Source organism: Pseudoalteromonas sp. NZS11_1, from assembly GCF_015864275.1.
Taxonomy (GTDB): Bacteria; Pseudomonadota; Gammaproteobacteria; order Enterobacterales; family Alteromonadaceae; genus Pseudoalteromonas; species Pseudoalteromonas arctica.
In genome coordinates, this window is record NZ_JADYXK010000005.1 from 157566 (window position 1) to 177516 (window position 19951).

Sequence of the window (19951 nt, forward strand, 5' to 3'; positions counted from 1 at the left end):
CCATTTTACTTGTTGCGAATTAGTAATACTTATACGTAGGATTAATGGTTTACCTGGTAATGCCAAAGCAATACTTTTTTAGCAATATATAAAATGAATGATATTTTTTTAAGTTCTGGGACTTTGTATTTAACTGATCAAAACCATTATTAAAACCCAATTTTGTAAACCCCCTTTACAGTTTTTATCTGTTCGTATTTTGTTACAAAATAATTGTATTTTTCAATCTAAAAAACTAAGTGAACATCACCCTAAAAATACGGTACTTGGTCGCTAATTTATTGAAGCTAACTGGTATATTTGTCAAAGTACGCTCACAAAATTATATTAGGACTAACAATGAAAAAAATAGGTCTTACGCTAAGTGCTTTTGTATTGCCATTCGCAATATCGAGTGCAGCTATGGCGTCTTCGGTTGAGCAAACAAAAGGTTCTTTTGTTGATAAATTTCGTCAATTAGACGAAGCACTTCCTACACCCAATGTTTATCGTAGTGCCGCTGGCGAACCAGGTGAAAAATACTGGCAGCAACGTGTAAATTACGATATTGATGTGAAGCTAGATGAAAAAAAGCACCGCATTACCGGTAGCCAAAGCATTGAATATAAAAATAACTCACCACATACGCTTAAATATTTATGGTTACAGTTAGATCAAAATATTTTTAAAAGTGACTCTATTGCCGAAACAACTAAAACATTTAAAAGCACTTTAGAAAGCCTACCAGCTCAAAAGCCCGCTAAATTAAGTTTAGGTGAATTACGTCGTCAGCAATTTATGAGCGACAACGAACTGGGTTATACAATCAGTGGCGTAAAAGATGACGATGGTAAAGAGCTACGCGTAACTGTAGTTGATACCTTAATGCGCATCGATTTAAACGAGCCATTAAAACCAGGTAAAGAAGTCGAATTTAGCATGAACTTTGCCTTCAACATTGTTGAAGAAGATGCAGTGGGTGCACGTTCTGGTTACGAGCACTTTGAAGAAGACGGCAACGACATATTCTTAATTGCTCAGTGGTTTCCTCGTTTAGCCGCTTATACCGATTACGAAGCATGGACAAACAAGCCGTTTCTAGGCTCTGGTGAGTTTACGCTTGAGTTTGGTGATTACGATGTTGAGATTACTGTTCCGGCAGATCACATTGTATCGGCAACAGGTAAACTTGATAACGCGAGCAAAGTACTTACAAGTACTCAGCGCAAACGTTTAAAGCAAGCCGAAACATCTAAGCGTCCTGTGTTTATTGTTAACGCAGAAGAAGCGCTAGAAAACGAAAAAGAAGGCACCGACAAAACTAAAACGTGGCACTTTAAAGCGCAAAACGTACGTGACTTTGCCTGGGCGTCGTCTCGTAAGTTTATGTGGGATGCAAAAGGCTATCAACAAGGTGGTGACGTTCAGCCTTTAGTTATGGCAATGTCGTTCTTCCCTAAAGAAGGTGGTGACTTATGGGAGAAGTACTCAACTGAAGCGGTAGTACACACAATGGAAGTGTACTCTAAGTATTCTTTTGACTACCCATACCCAACTGCGCAATCGGTAAATGGCCCTGTTGGCGGTATGGAATACCCAATGATTACCTTTAACGGCCCGCGTACTAAGTTACAAGATGATGGTACACGTACTTATTCTCAAGCTGAAAAGCGCTTTTTACTTGGCGTAGTTATTCATGAAGTGGGTCATATTTACTTTCCAATGATTGTTAACTCAGATGAGCGCCAATGGACGTGGATGGATGAAGGCTTAAATAGCTTTTTAGATGGCGTTGCTGGTCGTGAATGGGATCCTACTATTCCTTGGGGTGTTGAGCCTCGCGATATAGTGAGCTACATGAAGTCTGAAAACCAAGTACCTGTTATGACTCAGTCAGACAGTGTATTACGCTTAGGTCCTAATGCTTATACTAAACCTGCAGCAGCCCTTAATATTTTACGTGAAGTAATTTTAGGTCGTGACTTATTCGACTTTGCATTTAAAGAGTATGCTCAGCGCTGGAAATACAAGCGCCCTACTCCAGCTGATTTTTTCCGTACAATGGAAGAAGCCTCTGGTGTTGATTTAGATTGGTTTTGGCGTGGCTGGTTTTACACCACAGACCATGTAGATATCTCTTTAGATAAAGTATATCAACTACGTTTAGACACTAAAAACCCTGATATTGATTACAGCCGTTTACGTGATATTGAAGCAGACAAACCTACTTCATTATTTGTTGAGCGTAACCGCGCACAAGGTAAAAAAACATGGGTTGAGAAAAACTCTGATGTTACCGATTTTTATGACGAAAACGACCGTTTTACTGTAACCAATAAAGAACGTAACTCGTACAATAAGTTTTTAAAAGGCTTAGAGCCGTGGGAGCGTAAAACGCTTAAGCGTGCTTTAGAAGAAGATAAAAACTATTACGTTATGGAATTTTCAAACCTTGGTGGTTTGGTAATGCCTATTTTATTAGAGCTAACATATGAAGATGGCACTAAAGAAGAGCGCTATATTCCTGCTGAAATTTGGCGTCGTAATTATAAAAACGTTCAAAAGCTGATTGTTACCGATAAAAACAAACCGCTTGTATCAGTTACTGTCGATCCAGGCTGGGAAACAGCTGACGTAGATGTTGAAAATAATAACTACCCTCGTCGTATTATTCCTTCACGTATTGAAGTGTTTAAAAAGGAAAAGAGTAAAGCTAAAGTAAGTCGCGATATCATGCAAGATATTAAAACTGAGCTTAAAACTGATGAGAAGAAAGACGAAAAGGATGACGGTGAGGAGCAGCAATAATGCGCTTTTTGCTTATTATTGTTTGCCTTTTAGTTGCTGCGCCAAGTATGGCGCATCAACTAAAGTCGTCAGTTACAACCGTGCTTTTTAATAAACGAACGCATAATGTTGAATTAATGCATCGCTTTTATTTACATGATACCGAACACGCCGTAGGAACATTGTTTAAAGGCAAAATTGATATTATTAGTAATAAAGCCGACCAACAACGTTTTGCTAAGTATGTTGAATCGCATGTTGCTCTACAAACGTTAAGTGGCGAACCTTTACCACTTAGCTTTGTAGGGGCACAAGTTGATGGTAAGTTTTTTTGGGTTTACCAAGAAGCACCAATTCCTGAAAACATTGAAGGAATTAAAATGAGTAATGGCGCACTTCGTGATTTATGGCCATCTCAGGTAAATATGGTAAACGTTGAGGGCAAAGGTAAGATTAAAACTTTAAACTTTGCTCAAGATGATACTTGGCTCGAAGCCCGCTTTGAGCAAAATTAATATTTAAAACTTCCCCAACCGACGCGCACAGCAGTTGTTTATGTGCGCGTTTTCTTCATACGTTTAAACTGCGTTCATGTTTGATCTGTTATTTGTAAATTTACGTAAAATTTGTGAGTTCAATTTGTATATTTACCTTTTTTTGCGCATGATATATCAAGCACTTAAATTACCTTGTTATCAATAGATTGATAATGGTGCGTATTAATATTTAAATATAGTTAGTTTCATTTATCCCTTTGTATTTACCGGCCTAGGGCATAAGCAGTAGAGAATTTTATGTTTAAATTTCATTTAGTAATAACTAAATTCAGGGAATGATATGACTACTCAGGTTGAGGCTATTTTTGGAGTGATTTTTGATTTAGATGGAACATTGGTTTCATCAGAATTAGATTTTGCATTAATAAAGGCCCAAATAGGTTGCCCTTGCGAGCAAGACTTACTTGATTACATTGCTCAGTTGCCCTCACCGTATATGCGTGAAGAGGCAATGAATATAGTTCACCAACACGAATTAATAGATGCACAACATGCCAGTATATTACCTGGTGTGAGTGAAGCTATTCATGCTTTAAAGTCTAAAAATATTCCGATGGCGATTGTTACTCGCAATTTTGATAAAGCAGCGGCAATTAAATTACAAAATAATCCACTCCCTATCAGCACAGTTTTAACGCGAAGCGATGCCCCAGCAAAGCCAGATCCCAGCGCTTTAAATGCCATTGCTACACTTTGGAACATTAACGCCAGAAATTTACTTTATGTAGGCGATTACCTTTACGACATTCAAGCTGCGCACAATGCAAATATGCGCGCGTGTTTATACGCTCCAGAGTCAACGCCTGCTTATGCCGATCAGGCAGATTACGTTTTACATGACTTTGTTGAATTAGTGACATTAGTTGAGAGTTATTCTGAAAAAATAGAGTTATGTTAAATAGCGTACTATTAAATTTATTTAAGAATAAGTGCTACGTTATTTAAATTACAAAATAACGTTTGTTCCTAGCCCAATACGTTTTGAATTGGTAAAATACCGCAAAACGTAACGTATTCATTAGGGGCACAAAATGGGCAGAGCATTTGTAGTTCGTCAAAGTTCTATGATCAAAACAGCCAATGCAAAAACAAAAGTAAACTCAAAGTATGGTAAAGAGATTTACGTTGCAGCAAAAAGTGGCGATCCCGATCCCGAAGTAAATCAAACACTACGCCGTCTAATCGAAAAAGCTAAAAAAGACCAAGTACCCGCGCACGTTATCGATAAAGCAATTGAAAAAGCAGCCGGTGGCGCAGGGGAAGATTACTCTGTTGCCCGTTACGAAGGCTATGGTCCTGGTAATTGCATGGTTATAGTTGACTGTTTAACTGACAATCCGAACCGTACAATTAAAGATGTACGCTTACCGTTTACTAAAACAGACTCAAAAATTGGTACTCCTGGCTGCGTAGCACATATGTTTGATCATTATGCGGTACTTGGCTTTGCGGGTGATGACGACGAAATAGTATTAGAAGCATTAATGATGGCTGATGTTGATGTTAGCGATGTTGAAGCCGAGGACGGTAAAATATCGGTATTTGCACCACCAACAGAATACTTTAAAGCTAAAACAGCCCTTGAAGACGCATTTGAAGGCATTAACTTTGAAGTAGACGAAATTACGTTTATTCCTCAAGTTAATATTGAAATTGAAGACGAAGAAGTTATTGCTAACTTTGATAAGTTTATAAATATGCTTGAAGATTGTGACGATGTACAAAACATTTATCACAATGCTATTGTAAAAAATTAGATTTAATTAGCTAAAAGATTTAAAAAGCGTGTTTTGTGTATGCAAAACACGCTTTTTTACGTTTGAATAAATGTTAGATATTCATGTGTATTATCTATATACCTTTAAAATGCCTTAAAAGTGCTGTTATTCTAATTTTAGGCGATAAAAAACCAGCTTAAAAGCTGGTATTAGTACTTAATTTTAACTTTGCTTAAGCGGTTAAAGCGTATTCGACTTTTGTGACTTATACTTTATACGGTAGCTATGTAGTAGTGGTTCAGTGTAACCACTAGGTTGTGTTACCCCCTCCAAAACCAGTGCAAGTGCAGCTTGAAACGCAATGCTGTTATTAAGGGTTTCTTCGTTTATTGCCATGGGTGTATACGCAGTGTCGTGCTCGTTTTGACCATCAACTACTTTGGCCATTTTAGCCATTGTTGATTTTATTTGCGCCTGTGAACACACGCCATTTAGCAACCAATTAGCCATATGCTGGCTTGAAATACGCAGTGTTGCTCTGTCTTCCATTAGCCCGATATGGTTAATGTCGGGTACTTTTGAGCAGCCAACGCCTTGATCAATCCAACGTACAACGTAACCTAAAATGCCTTGTGCGTTGTTTTCAAGCTCGCTTTGAATATCTTCTTTTGAAAGCCTTTTAGGGTCTGCCATTAGCGGCGGTGTAAGCAGGTCATTAAGGCTAGCAATAGTACGTTTAGCAATACTTTGCTGCTCAGTAAATACGTTTACATCGTGATAATGCATTGCATGCAGGGTAGCCGCAGTAGGGGAGGGCACCCATGCTGTATTAGCGCCTGATTTAGGGTGAGCTTGTTTTTGCTCCATCATTAATGCCATTTTATCTGGCATTGGCCACATGCCTTTACCTATTTGTGCTTTATGACTTAAGCCACAAGCAAGGCCAATATCGACGTTGCGATCCTCATAAGCTTGTATCCATGGTTGCTGCTTAATCTGTGCTTTTGGAAGCACAACACCCGCTTGCATAGAGGTATGAATTTCATCGCCTGTTCGGTCTAAAAATCCAGTATTTATAAATACAACACGCTCTTTGGCTGCATAAATACAGGCTTTTAGGTTTACAGAAGTACGGCGTTCTTCATCCATAATACCCATTTTAAGCGTGTTTTTAGGTAAGCTTAGCGCTTCCTCTACTAAGCTAAATAAAGTGTTAGTAAACGCTACCTCTTCAGGGCCATGCATTTTTGGTTTTACTATATTAATACTTTGCGCGCTGGTATTTTTAATACCTGTTTTTTTATTTAGGTCGTGCAGGGCAGCGGTGGCAGTAAACATCGCATCCATAATGCCTTCAAATACCGGTTGATTGTACACATCGGTAATCGCAGGATTCGTCATTAAATGGCCAACGTTTCTAACAAACATCATGCTACGGCCTTTTAAAGTAACGGTGCCACCATCAAGTGCGGTGTATGTTTTATCACTTTGCAGAGTGCGCTCTACAGTTTTATCGCCTTTTTTAAACGATTCAACTAAGTTACCTTGCATCAAACCAAGCCAATTTTTATAAACTTGTACTTTATCTTCTGCATCTACCGCAGCTACAGAATCTTCACAATCCATAATGGTTGTAAGAGCGGCCTCTAACACTACATCTTTTAAGCCTGCTTTATCTGCTTGGCCAATAATGTGGTGGTGATCGATATGTAGCTCTATGTGTAAATCATTGTTTTTTAATAACACTACAGTTGGGTTTTGTGCTTCTCCTTGATAGCCAATAAGCTGAGATGGGTTAGCTAATGTGGTTTGAGAGCTATCACGTAACGTAATTAAAAGTGCGCCATCTACTACTGAATAATTAGTGCTTTCTATATGCGAGCCATTAGTGAGCGGCAATGCTTTATCTAAAAACTGGCGAGCGTAGGCCATTACCTTAAAACCACGAACAGGATTGTAGGTATTGCCTTTTTCGGCTCCATCGTCTTCGCTTAACACATCTGTACCGTATAAAGCGTCGTATAACGAACCCCAACGTGCGTTAGCGGCATTAAGTGCAAAGCGTGCGTTACTGACAGGCACAACCAACTGAGGGCCTGCTGTAAGGGCTACTTCGGGTTCTACATTTTGGGTTTCAATTTCAAAGTTGGTAGGCTCTTTAACTAAATAGCCAATATCTTGCAAAAAGGCATGGTACTTAACGCTATCCCACGTTTTATTAGCAAGATGGTAGTCATCTATTTGCTGTTGAAGCAATTCTCGCTTTTCAAGCAGTGCCTTATTTGTAGGGGTAAGTGTTTGAACTATATGTGCAAAGCTTTGCCAAAATTGATGCTCACTTAAGTGAGTGCCTGGTAGTAATTGATTTTTAACAAAATCAGCGAGTTGTGTGTCTACGCTGAGTCCTGAATGTGTGAGAGTGTGGGACATAATTGCCTTCCTTAAACGGTCGCGATGTTGTTGTGTGCTTGTGCGTTAAGGCAACAATAACTCAAAAAGGCAATGTTGAGTGCTTTTTAGCCATTCACAAAATGTATAGCCACAATAACAACTATAAATTTACTAAATCTAGAAAAGGAGCCTAATGTTGAATTAAGCGCTACGGAACACACTCCTAGCCACTCTCACAACATTAAAATAATTTACACACTCGTTCGAAGGATTTTATTATGACAACATATCAACGCGAAACAGACACACTCTCTACTCTTTGCCAATCACAAGGCAGCGCATGGAAAGCTATTAACCCTGAATACGCAAGCCGTATGCGTTTACAAAACCGTTTTCGTACAGGGATTGAAATTGCGCAATACACAGCAGACGTTATGCGTGAAGATATGGCTGCATATGACGCCGACACAAGCCTGTACACCCAATCTTTAGGGTGTTGGCATGGCTTTACTGCCCAACAAATGATGATGGCTATTAAGCGCCATCAAAAAACAACTAAACGCAGCTATGTATACTTAAGTGGCTGGATGGTTGCAGCACTTCGCTCTGCATTTGGTCCGCTGCCAGATCAAAGCATGCACGAAAAAACATCGGTACCTGCATTAATTGAAGAAATTTACACATTTTTAAAGCAAGCTGATGCACGTGAACTAGACCACTTGTTTAACGACCTAGATGCAGCAAAAGCGAATGGCGGCGATGTTCAAGCTGTTATTGATAAAATAGACAACTTTGAAACTCATGTTGTGCCAATTATTGCTGATATTGACGCAGGTTTTGGTAACGAAGAAGCAACTTACTTACTGGCTAAAAAAATGATTGAAGCCGGTGCGTGTGCCATTCAAATAGAAAACCAAGTATCTGACGCCAAACAATGTGGTCACCAAGCGGGTAAAGTTACCGTTCCACACGAAGACTTTTTAGCAAAGATTAACGCAGTACGTTACGCCTTTTTAGAACTTGGTATTGATAACGGTATTATTGTGGCACGTACAGATTCATTAGGTGCAAGCCTTACTCAAAAAGTACCTGTGTCGCAAACACCAGGTGACTTAGCAAGCCAATACAATGCATTTTTAGAAACGACGCCAATTAACGGTGTTGATGACTTAAATGAAGGCGACACGGCAATGAAAATTAATGGCCAGTTATGTAAACCAACTCGCCTAGATAACGGTTTATATCAGTTCCGCGAAGGCACTGAAAAAGACCGCGTAGTATTAGATTGCATTACTAGCTTGCAGTCGGGCGCCGATTTACTGTGGATTGAAACAGAAAAACCACATGTTAAACAAATTGCAGAACTGGTAAATCGTGTAAAAGAACACGTGCCAAATGCAAAACTGGTATACAACAACTCGCCTTCGTTTAACTGGACGCTTAAGTTTCGTGAGCAAGTATATCAAGAGTGGGAAGAAGCAGGCCGTGACCTTAGTGCTTACCCAAGCCTTGGCGACAATAAAGGCCTTATGGCACCAGAAATGGATGCAACAGAACTTGCGCAAGCAGCCGATTTACTAGTGCAAAACTTCCAGCGCGATGGCGCACGTGAAGCAGGTATTTTCCATCACTTAATTACTCTGCCTACGTACCATACAGCTGCGTTGAGCACTGATATTTTGTCTGAAGGTTATTTTGGCGATATGGGTATGCTGGCTTATGTACGTGATGTACAACGCCAAGAAATTCGCCGTGAGCAAGCTTCTGTTAAGCACCAAGACCTAGCAGGGTCTAACATGGGCGATACACACAAAGAATACTTCTCTGGTGATAACGCGCTAAAAGCCGGTGGTGAAGACAACACCATGAACCAGTTTTAATTTCTAACTAGATAGTGTTACTCAAGGGCCAATAGGCCCTTTTTTATTGCTTTAAGTAAAGTTAGAACATTGAAGCATAATTACAGATCTGACTTTAACTAGGGCGTGTTGATCTTTGTGGATTGAAATTTGTTCAATCTAGGGGCGATTAAATCGCGGCGCGAGGTTTGTAACCTAGTGGGCTAAGTAAAAACCGAGCAACAAAGAGTTTATCGCCCCTAGAAAGAACCCAAAGGGCAGCGCATGTTTGGTATTTATGCTACGTTATCGCCTATTCATGGGGAATAACCACACTACATAAGCTCCGCCTTGCCTAAAAACCAAACATACTGCTGCAAATTAACCCACCAAAGTTCAACACGCCCTTGCCAAATCATGTTGGATCACTATTTAACTACCTGAGTGAATTTACAGATCAGAGTTTAACTAACCTTTCATAAAACGGCATATTTGGGGTGATTTTGCTGTAAAAAGCGTTTACAACAACTTTAAAAGGCAGGTAAGTGACTGATTTTTGCTTTAATAGGCAAACTTAGCGAATTTATAAACCGATTTTTTACTAACTTCTCTGTGCTATAAAACAAAATTTTACTAACTGATAGGCTATAAACAGTGACTCAAACCGATTTTTTACCAACTCAAGTTACAAAAAATGCTATAAACCGAAATTTTACTAACTGAAGTTTTAGCTAAGTCCGATATTTAACTGTCACAGAAGTGTAAAGGGGGTTTACAGTTTGAATACTAAGGCGGTAAATACAAAAGCCACTTATTTGAAGTGGCTTTTATTTGAGCTATAAATTTATTACCCAGAGTTTATTTAGTGTGTTTATCAAACCACCATTGAATATAAGCTACTTTAGTCATTAAGTTTGATGGGCGAGCTGTAATACCATGCGATGCATTAGGAATGCGCACCATTGCAGTATCAACGCCTTGTAGTTTTAATGCCTGATAAAACTGCTCAGTTTCTGATATTGGTGTACGGTAGTCAGATTCGCCAGTGAGCAACATAGTAGGAGTTTTAACGTTTCCAACATAACTAATAGGCGAGCGCTTCATGTAATGCTCGATGTGATCCCACGGTTTACCCGGAAACCAGTAATCAGCAAAAAACGGGTAAAAATCGGCAGTTAGTACAAAGCTGATCCAATTAATAACAGGCTTAGCAACTACAGCCGCAGCAAAGCGATCGGTATGACCTACAATCCAAGCTGTTAATACACCACCGCCAGAACCACCGGTTACAAACAATTTAGACTCGTCAATAAAGCCTTTCGCTATTAGCGCATCAACGCCAGTCATTAAGTCATCAAAATCGTTACTTGGATAATTATGATGAATAGTTTGTGCAAACTCTTTACCGTATGAATCACTGCCACGTGGGTTCATGTATAAAACCACATTTCCTTTGGCTGCAAACAGCTGAATTTCAGCGCTAAAGTGTGGACCGTAATTAGCTACTGGACCGCCATGTATTTCTAGTATTAGCGGATATTTTTTGCTGCTGTCAAATTCTGGTGGGTAAGCAATCCATCCTTGAATAGGTAACTCATCGTGACTTGATTTAATCCAAATTTCTTCCACTTTAGCGAGTTGTTTACTACCTAGTGCATCTTTATTAAGCGTAGTTAAGCGCTGCGCTTTACCGCGTTTAATTGTTGCTATATCAGCAGGGCGCTGAGTATCGGCAAGGGTAAAGGCTACTTCGCCATCTTCGCTTACATCAAAGTCACCACCAGAATAAGGGCGACCAAAGGCAACACTGCCAATTTGAGTTGTTATTATTTTACGCTTGCCGCTGCGTGGTTGATAGGCGAGGGCGGTTTGACCTTTATCTGCATAGCTAAAGTATATGCCTTTTGAGTTTGCACTCCATTTTATTTGACCTACACTACGATCAAAATCTGGCGTTAAGCTAGTTGTGTTACCTGTTTTTAAATCACGAATATAAAGCTGAGCGTTTTCGTAGTTAGTGCGTTTATCATCGTAACCTGTGTACGCTAAGTAACGACCATCGGGCGATACTTTAGGCTGCTCGTCAGGTCCGTTTCGGTCAGTAACTTTAGTTATATTTTGTGTGGCTAACTCGAGTTGATAGATTTCACTGTTTGTGGGTTTTAGCTGGTTGTTTGTGTGCCTGTTTGCAGAAAAATAAAGCGACTTACCATCGTTACTAAAACTTACATCGCCTGCGTTATCAAATTCATCATGAGTGAGTTGTTTGGCATTACCACCGTTAGCATCTATGGAAAATAATTGGCTAAAACCTTTTTGTGTGTAACCGCCACCATCTGAACGATAATAAACATCATCAATAAATTTAGCGGGTTCTGCCCAGGTTGCGCCTTTTGGTTTGCCTGGTAAGCTCACTGGCGCTGAATTAGCGCTTGGAACAAACATGCTAAATATTAATTGGTTAGAATCAGGGCTCCATGTAATCGAACGTGGACTACTCGTTAAGTTACTAATTTTTGCCATAGCACCTGTTTTAAGCCATTTTATATATATTTGGCTGCTGCCATCGCGAGTTGATATAAACGCAAGGCGTTGACCATCAGGAGAGAGGACTGGCGAATAATCCATATGCACGCCAGAGGTTAGCGGTTGCATTTGTTTGGTTTTGTAATCAACAGACCAAATATTACCAACTTTGCGATCTGTTTTTATATCCATGCGGTTACGCACAAAATAAACAGTTTTACCGTCTTCGGTTATATCTATTTGATTGGCATATTCTAAATTAAACACGTCTTGCAGTTGTAGTGTATTTGTTTCAGCGTAGGCTAAATTGCTACAGCCTAAAATGAGGCTAAGTGTTAAAAGCTTTTTCATTTTAATCCCTGTTGTTACTTTTTTAATTTGCTAAGTAGTTATATGTTAGGGATTATTAAATTAACAGTAGGATGCGATGAAGCTCTTATTTAACTCTATGAGTTAAAGCTGTAAAGGGGGTTTACAGCTTCTATTTGAAGTTGTGTAAAAGTTTAGTTAGCTGAGTTACAAAGGGCTTTTATATCTTTTATAAGCGCTATGCCATCAGCATTGTCGCCATGTACGCATAAGCTATCGGCGTTGAGCGTTAGTTTTTTTCCAGTTCGTGTTGTCACGCTGCCATCGGATAAAAGCTGAGTTACTTGTTTTAGTAATGCAGCTTTGTTGTGAACGCTACCCTCAAGTGTTCGTGACACTAAATGCCCGTCGTCGGTGTACTGCCTGTCGGCAAATGCCTCGAGTATTAGATCAACTCCTGAGCCTTTAGCTATTTGAATGTGCTTATTGGCATTTTTAGTCGCTAAGACCATTAGTTTCAAATCTATTGGGTAGCTAGCAATTGCATTTATAACGGTTTGTAATATTTGCTCATCAGCCATCATGTCGTTATAAAGTGCGCCATGCGGTTTAACATAGCTAAGTGTTAAACCTTGTACTTTTGCCATGCCCTCAATAGCGGCTATTTGATAATGCAGGCAATTTGTAAGCTCTTTTTCGCTAAGTACCATTGAGCGCCTACCAAAGCCTTGCTTATCTGGGTAGCTTGGGTGAGCACCAATTTGTACGTTATGTTGTTTGGCAAGAGTGAGCGTGCTTGCCATTACATCGGCATCGCCTGCATGGAACCCACACGCAATATTAGCCATATCAATATGTGGCATAACGTCATCGTCTAGCCCCATTTTCCACGCGCCAAAGCTTTCGCCTAAATCACAATTGAGTTTCATATTAGTGCGCCTTTTGCGGTTTTATTGTGACAGGTAATACGCCGTTAGCCGGTGCTTCTCCTAGTAACACTTTTGCAAGTGCGGTAAAAGCAGGGCCAGATACAATATCGTTTTTATCTACATCAATATTATATGCGTAAGATGCAAGTACAGCATTTGCATAATTGCCAAATTTAGCAATGTCGTAAGGCGCTCTTAGGCTTATAAAAACAGTGCTTTTGTTTTCCTCTTTTGCCATATTTAATAATGACTCAAGTGCTTTTGGTTGCTCTGCATTATTAAGTGCAAAATTAGGATCGTCTTTTAAATCATCCATACCGCCAATTTCTACCGCACTTTGATTAGGCGTTGCATTGCCGGCTATAACTACATCAGCAGCGTGTATTTGTGTTTTAGCTTGTGCATGGTTAAACCCTTGTAGGCTGCTACAGCTATAGTTTAGTTTTTGCTGGCTGATAGCTTCAATCGCTTGCTGCATTGCCATACATTTACGCGTGTCGGGCATAATAATATGAACATTACTTCCTGCTTTTAAATTAAGCGGCAAAGTACTGTTATTATTTTTAACCTGCGTTATTGCCTCTACAGCAAGCTGCGCTTCTATTTCGCGATGTGCTGCACTGCCGATTGTTTGCTTTGCATTTATGAGCGCGGTAATAGGGTCAAAATTAGTGCTTAATCTAAATTTATTTTTAAGCGTAATTATACGCATCGCAGATTGTGCTATTTCTTGCTCATCAAGTTGGTTTGATTTAACCGCTGCAACAAGCTCTTTAATAAGGTCATCGAGCTTGTTTAAATCATCCGGTGTTCTAATTTCAACGGGCATTAGGGCAATGTCAGCCCCAGCCGCAAACGTATTTATTACCGCTTGAGTTGGTGTAAAGAAGTTACTAATGCCAGCCATATCAAGCGCATCAGTTACTACAACACCTTGGTAATTAAGCTCACCACGTAAAATATCAGTAATGATTGCGCGCGACATTGTTGCCGGTTTTATCATCGTTTTGCCATTAACGCTTACAAACGTCGTACTATCGAGGGCAGGGTATTGAATATGCGCCGTCATTATCATGCCTGGGTTTTGCTTGGCGATAATGTGTTTAAACGGTGCTAGGTCTTGCTCGTAAATAACTTCTTTTGCATGGTTTACTTTAGGCAAACCTGTATGGCTATCTACGTTTGTATCGCCGTGGCCCGGGAAGTGCTTTAACGAGGTAATAACACCGTTGTTCTCAAATCCTGCTACCTGTGCGGCGCCCAACTTACTCACTAATGCTGGGTTTTCACCAAACGAGCGTACATTAATAACAGGGTTATCGGGGTTCATGTTTACATCAACCGTAGGCGCGTAGTTTACATTGATACCCAGCGAATTTAGCTCTTTAGCTATAACAGTTGCTGTTTTTGTCGCAAAGCTCGTACCGTGTTTTTTGTAGGTTGCGCCAATCGACATATTACCGGTAAATGATGTAGCAACATCGCGTGGTAACCGTGCTACACGTCCGCCTTCTTGATCTATTGATATAAATAGCGGCAGCTTACTACTGGATTTACTTGCAGCTGTTTGCAATTGGCTATTAAGCGTAATGGTTTGTTCTATTGATTGGGTATTTTCAGAAAATAAAATAACTCCACCAATATCGTATTTAGCAATAGCGGTAGCAAGCTCATTAGGTAACTCGGTCATTGGAGTTCGGCATTTATTACTTGCTCCTTGCTGGCAAAAGTAGCGAAAGTCGAGTATTAACTTTTGCCCAAGTTGTTGTTCAAGAGAAAGCACGGGTTTAGCAAGCGAGGATTGTAATGGCATTAAACACCCAGATAAAAAAACGATAGACGGTACAATACACTTATTTAGCAAAACACACTCCAAGGCTAAAAAGTAGATAAATGTATGCAGCTTAACTACTTTTCAGTGCAACTGCAAAGTAGTTAAGCTAAGTGTTTTTACTAATTTAATAGGTGCTTAAGGTTTGTATTTATTAGTAACTTAATTGCATATGAGCGTTATAGTTGGCATGTAAATAAAATATATATTGTTAGGTCGAGCTTATCTTTTGAGGTTGAATTTACTGCTGTGTGTTTGGTTTTTTGACAAGGTGAGGCTTATGCAGTGTAATTATTCGCTATAAATAGACAATAACAAAATATAAAGGGAAACATGCCCTAGCTTCGTATTTTTTACGTTTTTTGCATGCAACACAGTTGCTTTCATTTACCTCTATACAGATTAAAAGTAGCAGCTTAATTTAGGCCTGTTGACACTAGGCATAGCTTGCAAGAGTACCTCAGGATTAAGCAAACTGTAACTATATAAGGTGGACAAACTCTAAGTTCAATGATGGCAGGGTGATAAAATATGCATTTTTTATAGATAGAATTTCAATAAAAGCCAAGCCAGTATGTTTCCTCTCAAATAAAATAACGTATTCAAATATACATCATGTAAACGAATGTAAACCTTTGTTTTTGCAATTAATGAAATTTAGTTAACGGTTTATTTAAGCTTGTTCATTGGCGTATTTGGAACAAAATAAATATAAAACCCTTACAAATCAGACACTAACCTCCCTTTGTAAATTGCTCTCTTTGATCATTGTATGTTTTATTAGTCTATTTAAGCACCTACTTTTTTACTTTTAAAATTACAGTATTCATAAACTACAACCAAAGCTAAAGCACACCATATTTACATTCCAATGACATGTGTTATCTTTCAAAGCAACCTTATTTATTTTAATTTAAATTCACTTAAATTTTTTAAATAAATTACCAAAAATAATAATTACATGCGTACAAAAGCGCAAGGAGTGTTCAGTGAAGACCCAAGTAGCATTAGCTGTTTCAGCAGCTCTATTAACCGTTTCGTTAAGTTCAGCAGCCGGCGGAAGCAGTGTTCATCAACAAATAGCACTTGCAAAGTCAGCAGTCGACAAAACTAAAACATCATCTACTTCAGCTACTCGTGTAGCTAAAGCAGTAAAAAAAATCGTTGTTGAGCCTGATTTAGCATCTGGTGAATATACTTATATTGTTCGCCTAGCAGATCTACCGTTAGCGACCTATGATGGCAGCGTTGTTGGTTTTGCTGCTACAAGCCCTAAAATAGCAAAAAAAGAACTCTTTTCAAAATTAGCTAATAGCAAAATGAGCTCGCAACAGGTACGTAATGAATTACGTTTAGATGTTAAATCTACTGACGCGGTTCAATACACCAACTACCTTGAAGATAAACAACAAAGTTTCCTTTCTAAAGCGCGCCTTTCATTAGGTAAACAAGCAAACGTTGTATATCAATACAAAAATGCATTCAACGGTGTTGCTATGCGCTTAACTCAAGAGCAAGCTGTAAAGTTAGCTGCTTTAGATGGCGTTGATTATATTGAACGTGAACGTATGGAAACAATGGATACTGACACCGGTCCTATTCATATTGGTGCCACCCAAGTATGGCAAGGCGAAGGTAATTCAGCCACGAATATGGGTGAAGGCGTTATTATTGGTGTAATTGATAGTGGTGTAAATACAGATCACGACTCATTCGCTGACATTGGCGGTGATGGTTACGACCATACTAACCCTTGGGGTGCTGGTAATTACGTAGGTGATTGTGCAGGTGACTTTGTTGAACTATGTAACGACAAATTAATTGGCGTACGCTCGTATGCAAGTGTTACTGATAACTATGACGATGTAGAAGTTTTTGGTACTACACCGCCAGCTAAAAATGGTGAAGATTACGGCGGTCACGGCTCACACACAGCAAGTACAGCAGGCGGTAATATTTTAAAAAATGTACCGTTAATTGCACTAGAAACTGGTGTATTAGAAAGTGATGGTATAGTTAATGATACATTTTCGTTTGAACAAATATCAGGTGTAGCACCGCATGCCAATATTGTTGCTTACCAAATTTGTAGCCCTGGTAATACCGATGATAAATATACAGGTTGCCCTAGTGCAGCTATTGTTGCCGCTTTAGATGATGCGGTTGCTGATGGCGTTGATGTTTTAAACTATTCAATTAGTGGTGGTGGTAACCCTTGGGCAAGTTCTACTGAACTTGGTTTCTTAGCAGCACAAGAAGCGGGTATTTTTGCCGCAGTATCTGCTGGTAACGATGGTCCAGAAGCGTACACAACATCAAAAAATGCACCTTGGTATACTGTTGTTGGTGCTTCAACGCATGGTAGATCATTAGATAGCTTTGTTACATTTAACGATGAAGCGTTTGCATATTCAAACGGCACAGGTCCTATATTTACTGAAATTGTAACGGCTCCTCCTATTACGTCTTTATCTGTTGATGCAAATAATTTTGAAGGCTGTAGTGCTTTTGCTGCTGATTCATTTAAAGATGCTGTTGCTGTAATTAGTCGTGGTGCATGTGCATTCTCAGATAAAGTTGCTAATGCAACTGCTGCAGGCGCTGAAGCCGTTATTATTTACAATAATACAGATGGTGATACACGTCTTACTATGTCAGGCTTAGAAGGTACAACTATTCCTTCTGTAGCTATATCTGAAAACTCAGGTAAAGATTTATTAGATGCATTAGCTTCTACTTCAGGTATGACAATTTCTATCGACCCTGCAATCACTTTGGTTGTTGGTCAAGCTGATGATATGGCTGACTTCTCATCTCGTGGTCCTAACAGCACTACTGCTGATATTATGACTCCTTCTGTTACAGCGCCAGGTGTATCAATTTACGCGGCTTACAATGACCAAGATTTTGGTAATGATGTAACAGCCCCTTCTCCTGGTGACTTTGCCTTCTTACAAGGTACATCAATGTCAGCGCCTCATACTTCGGGTGCTGGTGCAGTATTAAAATCTGCACATCCAACATGGACACCAGATAACATTCGTTCAGCATTAATGATGACGGCTACAACCGATGTGCGTAAAGAAGACGGTTCAACACCAGCTGACGTATTTGATATGGGCTCAGGTAGTATTCGCGTTAATTTAGCGACTAATACGGGTCTTATCATGGATGAAACGTTTGGTAACTACATGAAGGCAAACCCTGCAACGGGTGGCGTTCCTTTATCACTTAACATTCCTTCAATGACAAATACACAGTGTATTGATACATGTACTTGGACTCGTACATTTACAGCAACTAAAGATGCGAACTGGACTGCAACTCCAGTATCAACATCTAATAATATGTCATTAACTGTTTCACCAACTAGCTTTGATATTGAAGCAGGCGAAACACAAACCGTAACTGTAACTGCTGATGTAAGCGCATCTGCTGCAGATGTATGGAACTTTGGTAGCCTTGAACTAACTTCAGCCGGTTTACCAGATGCTCATTTGCCTATTTTAGTGCAAGTAGCTGAAAGTAATTTACCAGAAGCATTATCAATAGCGGCATCTCGCTCAAGCGGTACTTATACATTCACTGATTTAATGTCTAAAAGTTTGAATAATATTGAAGTTGGTGTATTTGATAAAAGCTCTAACTTAGTTGAACCACAAACAGTATTTGTTGAAGATGGTGGTTTAGACTTTGTAGTACTTACTTTTGATGAAGTTGTACCGAATGTAGTATTTAGTACTTCATCAGCAACAGCGCCGGACATTGATTTACGAGTTTTAGATAGCGAGTTTAATAACATTGGTAGCAGTGCTGGTCCTAACTCAAACGAGTCATTAACATTCCTTAATTTACCAGCTGATACTTATTACATTGTAGCAGACGGTTACACTGCCTCAGCACCAGGTGCAACAGATGAAGTTGTAATTAGTGCAGTATCAATCTTAACAAATGACGAATCTAAAAGTGACACTGTTAGTGCTGCCGTTGAAGAAAGCAATGGTTCGTTTGACCTAACAGTTGCATGGTCTGATAACAGCGGTAGTAGCTCATTACTGTCATTGAAATCAGGTGATGGTTCTACAGAAGTTCAAATCCCATTAACAGTATCGTTTGCTAATGATGAAGTAACTGAAACTGTATCTACTGAGTTAGCTGCTGGCAATCAAGAAATGATCGCAGGTAAAGCGCAATCTGTAAGTTTTGATATAGAGCCAAACTTTACCAATGCAGATAAAGTTTATACATTAAAAGCAATGGTTACCGAAGGTCAAGAAATTGCCAATGTAACTAATGATGGTGTTGTAAGCGGAAATATTGCTGAGTGGACTATTACTCGTAAGGCTGGCGAATCAACTGAGTTACTATCTGTAGGTTTTGATTTAATTCCTAGAGAAGTAGGAACTGAAAAAGAGCTAACACTTACAAATACGATTGGCGATAGTACTGTTTCATCTACTTATAGCTTTGGTGTTAATGAAGCTGCACCTGTTGCTGTAATTACAGGTACTTCAAGTACAACTGAAGGTGATGTTGTTATATTTGATGGTTCTGGATCAACAGATGCAAATAATGACGAACTAACTTATACGTGGACTCAGTTATCTGGTACACCTGTTACTATTATTTTATCTTCGGCTTCTGAAGTTAAATTTAATGCACCTAAGGTATCAAGCGATGAAACTATCTCGTTCCAATTAGAAGTTAGTGATAGCAAAGGTAATACAGATACAGCTGTTGCATCAACGTCTATTATTAATAAGAGCTCAAGTGGTTCATTTGGTTGGTTAATGGCCTTGCTTACACCATTGTTGTTCGCACGTCGTAGAAAAAATAATTCGTAAGATTAAATACGTACTATAAATAAAAGCCATTAGTTTCATTTGAAGCTAATGGTTTTTTTATTACTTTCTGGAGGATAAAAAATGGCAATGCTGGAATATATTATTTATCACGCCATACCCTAACGCATAGTCGCTAAATTAAACAAACCAACTTAATTAAAAACACTTAAACGGGTATAATACTTAACTTCGTATAATACGCGCTGAATTTTAGTGCTTTGGAATGCAGCTTTGCTATATAA

The 19951-nt window shown here is 39.2% G+C and carries 10 protein-coding genes; 6 read left to right on the plus strand and 4 right to left on the minus strand.

Annotated elements, in window-relative coordinates:
- Positions 1 to 339 precede the first annotated feature (339 nt).
- The 4 genes from I6F44_RS06440 (at position 340) to I6F44_RS06455 (ending at position 5080) form a co-directional block, all read left to right on the plus strand.
- Complete coding sequence (locus tag I6F44_RS06440; RefSeq protein WP_197173468.1) at positions 340 to 2787, plus strand: M1 family metallopeptidase; 2448 nt, start codon at positions 340 to 342, stop codon at positions 2785 to 2787.
- Positions 2787 to 3281, plus strand: a complete 495-nt coding sequence (locus I6F44_RS06445) for a DUF6702 family protein (protein ID WP_024609288.1) — start codon at positions 2787 to 2789, stop codon at positions 3279 to 3281. The genes I6F44_RS06440 and I6F44_RS06445 overlap by 1 nt, the downstream gene beginning before the upstream one ends.
- A gap of 322 nt (positions 3282 to 3603) precedes the next feature.
- Positions 3604 to 4221, plus strand: a complete 618-nt coding sequence (locus I6F44_RS06450; protein ID WP_007583617.1) for an HAD family hydrolase — start codon at positions 3604 to 3606, stop codon at positions 4219 to 4221.
- Positions 4222 to 4354: 133 nt separating this feature from the next.
- Positions 4355 to 5080: a YebC/PmpR family DNA-binding transcriptional regulator gene (locus tag I6F44_RS06455; protein ID WP_024591562.1), complete on the plus strand. Its 726-nt coding sequence runs from the start codon at positions 4355 to 4357 to the stop codon at positions 5078 to 5080.
- Positions 5081 to 5281: 201 nt separating this feature from the next.
- On the opposite strand, the gene I6F44_RS06460 is transcribed toward I6F44_RS06455, so the two are convergent.
- Positions 5282 to 7471, minus strand: coding sequence for a malate synthase G (locus I6F44_RS06460; protein ID WP_197173469.1), 2190 nt, complete (start codon positions 7469 to 7471; stop codon positions 5282 to 5284).
- Positions 7472 to 7710: 239 nt separating this feature from the next.
- On the opposite strand from I6F44_RS06460, the gene I6F44_RS06465 reads away from it, so the two are divergent.
- Positions 7711 to 9312 (plus strand): isocitrate lyase, encoded by a 1602-nt coding sequence (locus tag I6F44_RS06465; protein WP_197173470.1) that lies wholly within the window; start codon positions 7711 to 7713, stop codon positions 9310 to 9312.
- 816 nt (positions 9313 to 10128) lie between these two features.
- Here I6F44_RS06465 and I6F44_RS06470 read toward each other — a convergent pair.
- The 3 genes from I6F44_RS06470 to I6F44_RS06480 all read right to left on the minus strand — a co-directional run bounded on the left by I6F44_RS06470 (position 10129) and on the right by I6F44_RS06480 (position 14847).
- Entirely contained in the window at positions 10129 to 12147 is a 2019-nt protein-coding gene (locus tag I6F44_RS06470; protein WP_197173471.1) for a S9 family peptidase, read from the minus strand.
- 152 nt (positions 12148 to 12299) lie between these two features.
- Positions 12300 to 13034: a 5-oxoprolinase subunit PxpA gene (locus I6F44_RS06475; RefSeq protein WP_165736085.1), complete on the minus strand. Its 735-nt coding sequence runs from the start codon at positions 13032 to 13034 to the stop codon at positions 12300 to 12302.
- A gap of 1 nt (position 13035) precedes the next feature.
- Complete coding sequence (locus I6F44_RS06480) at positions 13036 to 14847, minus strand: glycoside hydrolase family 3 protein (protein WP_197173472.1); 1812 nt, start codon at positions 14845 to 14847, stop codon at positions 13036 to 13038.
- Positions 14848 to 15854: 1007 nt separating this feature from the next.
- Here I6F44_RS06480 and I6F44_RS19720 point away from each other — a divergent pair.
- Positions 15855 to 19709: a S8 family serine peptidase gene (locus I6F44_RS19720; protein ID WP_197173473.1), complete on the plus strand. Its 3855-nt coding sequence runs from the start codon at positions 15855 to 15857 to the stop codon at positions 19707 to 19709.
- Positions 19710 to 19951: the final 242 nt, after the last annotated feature.